4 protein-coding genes are annotated in these 4157 nt (G+C 73.6%); all 4 read left to right on the forward strand.

The window, feature by feature from the left end; all coding sequences use genetic code 11:
- Nucleotides 1–916, forward strand: a 916-nt coding sequence (locus ABWK99_RS14260; RefSeq protein WP_372595365.1) for a MetQ/NlpA family ABC transporter substrate-binding protein, incomplete at its 5' end; no start/stop codon positions are given.
- A gap of 3 nt (nucleotides 917–919) precedes the next feature.
- Nucleotides 920–2065: a methionine ABC transporter ATP-binding protein gene (locus tag ABWK99_RS14265; RefSeq protein WP_372595366.1), complete on the forward strand. Its 1146-nt coding sequence runs from the start codon at nucleotides 920–922 to the stop codon at nucleotides 2063–2065.
- Nucleotides 2062–2724 carry a methionine ABC transporter permease gene (locus ABWK99_RS14270; protein WP_372595367.1) on the forward strand — a complete coding sequence of 221 codons (663 nt, stop codon included), beginning with the start codon at nucleotides 2062–2064 and terminating at the stop codon, nucleotides 2722–2724. The genes ABWK99_RS14265 and ABWK99_RS14270 overlap by 4 nt, the downstream gene beginning before the upstream one ends.
- A 106-nt stretch (nucleotides 2725–2830) precedes the next feature.
- Nucleotides 2831–4157 (forward strand): UvrD-helicase domain-containing protein (locus ABWK99_RS14275; RefSeq protein WP_372595368.1); only part of this gene is annotated, 1327 nt, incomplete at its 3' end.

Below are 4157 nucleotides of genomic sequence, written 5' to 3' on the forward strand. Positions count from 1 at the left end.
CGCGCCCGCGCACGCCCCCATCGGAAAGCAGATCATGAAGCGCACCCTGACCGCCGTCGTCGCCCTCGGCGCAGCCCTCACCCTCGCCCTGTCCGCCTGCTCGGCACCCGCGGACGACGCGGACGGCCCGATCACCATCGGCGTCACCGACGAGTCCAAGGACTACTGGCGCACCTTCGAGACCCTCGCCGCCGAGGCCGGCCTCGAGGTCGAGCTGGTGAACTTCACCGACTACGCCCAGCCCAACCCGATCGTCACGGAGGGTGGGCTCGACCTCAACCAGTTCCAGCACCTGCTCTACCTCGCCAACTACAACGAGAGCGCCGGGGCGGACCTCGTGCCGATCGGCTCGACGTTCATCTACCAGCTCGGCCTCTACACGACGAAGGGCTACACCTCCCCGGCCGACCTGCCCGAGGGCGCCGAGGTCGCGATCCCCAACGACCCGACCAACCAGGCGCGTGCCCTGCTCGTGCTCCAGTCCGCCGGTCTGATCGAGCTCACCGACGGCGGGACCGCGCTGTCCACCCCGGCAGAGGTCGACACCGCGGCCTCCCGCGTCACCGTCGTGCCGGTGGACGCGAACCAGACGGCCATCCAGGTCGAGCTGCTCGATGCCGCGATCATCAACAACAACTATGCCGCCGACGCCGGGATCGACCCGACGACGGCGATCTGGTCCGACCTGGAGGACCCCGAGGTCGCCCGCCCGTACCTCAACATCTGGGCGGCCAAGGCCGAGGACGCCGACAACCCGGACTACGCCACGCTGGTCGAGATCTACCAGTCCGATGCCGTCAGCGGGCTGATCGAGGCCGAGAACGCGGGCACGGCGGCACGGCAGGTCATCGACCCGGCTGAGCTCGCGACGGACCTGGCCGACCTGCAGGCGCTCGTCGCCGCCACCCAGGGCTGACCGATGAGCACGATGGTCGCGTTGCGCGAGGTGTCGAAGAGCTTCGACACCCGCGAGGGCACCGTGCGGGCGGTGGACGGGGTGAGCCTGGACATCGCCCGCGGGGAGGTCTTCGGGATCATCGGCTGGTCCGGTGCGGGCAAGAGCACGCTGGTGCGGCTGATGAACGGGCTGGAGTCGCCGACGTCCGGTGAGGTCGTCGTCGACGGTCGCACCCTGACCGGGGTGGGCGAGCGCGAGCTGCGCCGTGCCCGCGCCGGGATCGGCTTCATCTTCCAGCAGTTCAACCTCTGGAACTCGCGCACCGTCGCGGGCAACATCGCCTACCCGCTGCGGGTGGCCGGCTGGGACAAGCGCCGCCGCGAGGAGCGCGTGCGGGAGTTGCTCGAGTTCGTCGGGCTGGTCGACCAGGCACACCAGCATCCGGACCAGCTCTCCGGCGGGCAGAAGCAGCGCGTCGGGATCGCCAGGGCGCTCGCGACCTCGCCGGCCCTGCTCCTGGCGGACGAGGCGACCAGCGCGCTGGACCCCGAGACCACCAAGGACGTGCTCGACCTGCTGAGGCGGGTCAACACCGAGCTCGGGGTGACCATCGTGCTCATCACGCACGAGATGTCCGTCGTCTCCTACCTGTGCGACCGCGCGGCCGTCATGGAGCGGGGGCGCGTGGTCGAGCTGAGGGACGTGTACGAGCTCTTCGCGACCCCTCGGAGCGAGGTGACGCGGCGGTTCATCGGGACGGCCCTGCACGACAGGCCCCGGCCCGACGTCGTCCTGCGGCTGCGGGAGCGACACCCCGGCCGGCTGGTCACGGTCGCGGTGCACGAGTCGGGCGGGCACGCCCCGCTCACCGAGGCCTTCCGGGCGCGGCGGGTCGACGGAACCGTGGTGCACGGCGGGATCACCGAGGTCGCGTCCCGGCCGCTCGGCTCGTTGACCTTCGAGCTCTCCGGGGAGGACGCCGACATCGACGCCCTCCTCGCCGACCTGCGCGGCTGGACGCAGGCCGTCGAGTACGCGGCGGACGGCACCCCGATCGGCGGGGCGGAGCCGGACGGCGCGGACCGGATCGGCACCGACGAGACCGGCACCGACGAGACCGGCACCGAGCAAGCCGGCACCGACGAGACCCCGGAGGCAGGACGATGAGCAGCGGTTCGGCAAGCCTGTGGCCCCTGCTGCTCGAGGCGCTGGGCGAGACCCTGTGGATGGTGACGGCGACCCTCGGGATGGGCGGACTGGCCGGGCTCGTGCTCGGCATCGCGCTCTACACGACGCGACCGGGGAACCTCCTGGCGAACCGGCCCGTCTCGATCGTGCTCAACGGGCTCGTCAACCTCGTGCGGCCGATCCCGTTCATCATCTTCATCACCGCGATGCTCCCGCTCACGGTTCTCGTCACCGGCGCGAGCTACGGCACCCGAGCGGTGATCTTCCCGCTCGCGGTGATGGCCACCTTCGGCACCTCGCGCATCGTCGAGCAGAACCTGGTGGCCCTCGACCCCGGGGTCGTCGAGGCCGCGCGAGCGGTCGGCGCCGGCCCGTTGCGCATCATCGTGACGATCGTCGTCCCCGAGGCCCTCGGGCCGCTCGTGCTCGGCTACACCTTCCTCTTCGTGGCGATCGTCGACATGACGGCCGTGGTCGGGGCGGTGTCGGGAGGCGGGCTCGGCGACTTCGCGCTCCAGTACGGGTACCAGCGCTTCAACCAGGAGGTCACGCTGGTCACCGTGGCGGTGATCATCCTGCTGGTGCAGGCCGCGCAGGCGGGTGGGAACGCCTTGGCCCGGCGGATCATGCGCCGCTGAGTCCTCTCCTGACGCCGGTCACGGTCGCGGCCGCGAGTCCGAGCCCGGCGGCGGTCAAGGCAGGGGCCGGACCTGCCGAGACACCTTGCGGAGAGGTGATCGGCCCATGCCCCCAGGTCGAACCGTCGACGGCGAGCCCGTCGTCGACCTCGTCGTGCCCGGGGTCGTGACCGACTCGCCCGGTCCGGTGACGCGGGCCCCTGGCCTCGCACCGAGCGTCCCCGGCGCGACGGCCTCCGGCCCGGCCCTGCGCGCCCCGGGCCAGGACGCTCCGACCTGCACGCCGCCGCCCGAGCTGTCCAGGCTCGCCCCGACGCCCGATCTGCCCCGGCTCGCCCCGACGCCTGAGGTGCCCCGCCCCGCTGCGGCGCCCGGCGAGCCCGGGCCCGCGCCGACCTGCGGGGTGCTGACCGCGCCGACGGAGCGCTGGGGCGCCCACCTCGACGCGCACCAGTCCGCCGTCGTGCGAGCCCGTCTCGACGGGCCCGCCCTCATCTGCGGAGCGGTCGGCACCGGGAAGACCGTCGTCGGGCTGCACCGGGCCGTCCACCTCGCACGGACCCGCCCGGGGCGGGTGCTGCTCACCGCGCTCGCCCCCTCCCTCACGGCGGTGCTGCGGCAGCACGTCGACCACCTCGCCCCCGACGTCGCCGAGCGGATCGACGTCCTCGCCCTGCCCGCCGTCGCCCTCCGAGTCCTGCGTGAGCGGGGAGTGCGTCTCGACCTCCACCCCGTCCGGGTCGGCGAGGCGTTCGACGAGGCATGGCGCAGCGTCGGGCGACGCGGGCTGCTCGCCCACCTCGCTCCCGAGCGCTCCTACTGGGAGCAGGAGATCGCCGAGGTGCTGCGCGCGCAGGGCCCGCGCAGCCTCGAGGAGTACCTCGCCCTTCCGCGGACCGGACGTCTGCACCGGCTGGGTCCGAGCGCCCGCCAGGCGGTGTGGGCCCTGCACGAGGCGACCACGGGCGCGCTGCGCCGCCGCCAGGTGCACGCCCTCGGCGAGGTGGCCCTGCTGGTCGAGGACGAGCTGCGTCGCGCGCCCCTCGCGGAGCCGTGGGCTGCGGTGCTCGTCGACGACGCCCAGGAGCTGTCCGCCACGATGCTGCGCGTCGTGCGGCTGCTGTCGCCCGGGGGTGGAGCGGGTGGGGTGCCGCCCATCGACCTGCCCGACGCCCTCACCCTGATCGGCGACCCGCGTCTGCCGCTGCACCCGGGTGGCTCGACCCTCGCCGAGGCGGGGATCGACGTGGCCGGGCGCACCCTCACCCTGCGGCTGCACCAGCGCAGCACGGCGCCGATCCTGCACCTGGCAGGCGGGCTCCTCCCCGCGCCGGGCGCGTCGACGCTCGCGGGGCCCGTCGACGGCGGGGCGTTCCCACGGACCGCCCCCCGCGCCGGTCCCGAGCCCGTCCTCGTGCGGTACGCCGATGCCG

Origin of the sequence: Actinotalea sp., assembly GCF_041597215.1 — a bacterium.
Classification (GTDB): domain Bacteria; phylum Actinomycetota; class Actinomycetes; order Actinomycetales; family Cellulomonadaceae; genus Actinotalea.

Bases quoted from the DNA above. Each gene is read 5' to 3' on its own strand.
- ABWK99_RS14265 (WP_372595366.1), top strand. From the start codon at position 920: ATGAGCACGATGGTCGCGTTGCGCGAGGTGTCGAAGAGCTTCGACACC.
- ABWK99_RS14270 (WP_372595367.1), top strand. From the start codon at position 2,062: ATGAGCAGCGGTTCGGCAAGCCTGTGGCCCCTGCTGCTCGAGGCGCTG.